This is a genomic window from Campylobacter ureolyticus (assembly GCF_027277485.1).
In the GTDB taxonomy this organism is placed as follows: Bacteria; Campylobacterota; Campylobacteria; order Campylobacterales; family Campylobacteraceae; genus Campylobacter_B; species Campylobacter_B ureolyticus_B.
On record NZ_JAPXGQ010000073.1, the window covers coordinates 1 to 255 of the forward strand.

At 26.3% G+C, this 255-nt stretch carries 1 protein-coding gene; it reads left to right on the plus strand.

Going from position 1 to position 255, the window contains the following annotated elements:
- Positions 1-47: 47 nt before the first annotated feature.
- Positions 48-255: zinc ribbon domain-containing protein (locus O6B72_RS09495; protein WP_332112751.1), on the plus strand; the 208-nt coding region annotated here is incomplete at its 3' end.

Here is a 255-nt window from a genome sequence, read left to right on the forward strand (position 1 = left end):
TAAGAAATTTTGATTATATAGGACTTGAAAGTTTGAATGTAAACGGTATGATAAAAAATCATAAATTAGCTAAATCTCTTGTTGATGTCAGTTTTTATGAGTTTAATAGACAATTGGAATATAAAGCTAATTATATGCAAAAAGAAATTCATAGAGCAGATAAATTCTATCCAAGTTCCAAAACTTGCTGTGTATGTGGAAATATAAAGCAGGATTTAACATTAAAAGATAGAGTTTATAAGTGCAAATCTTGTG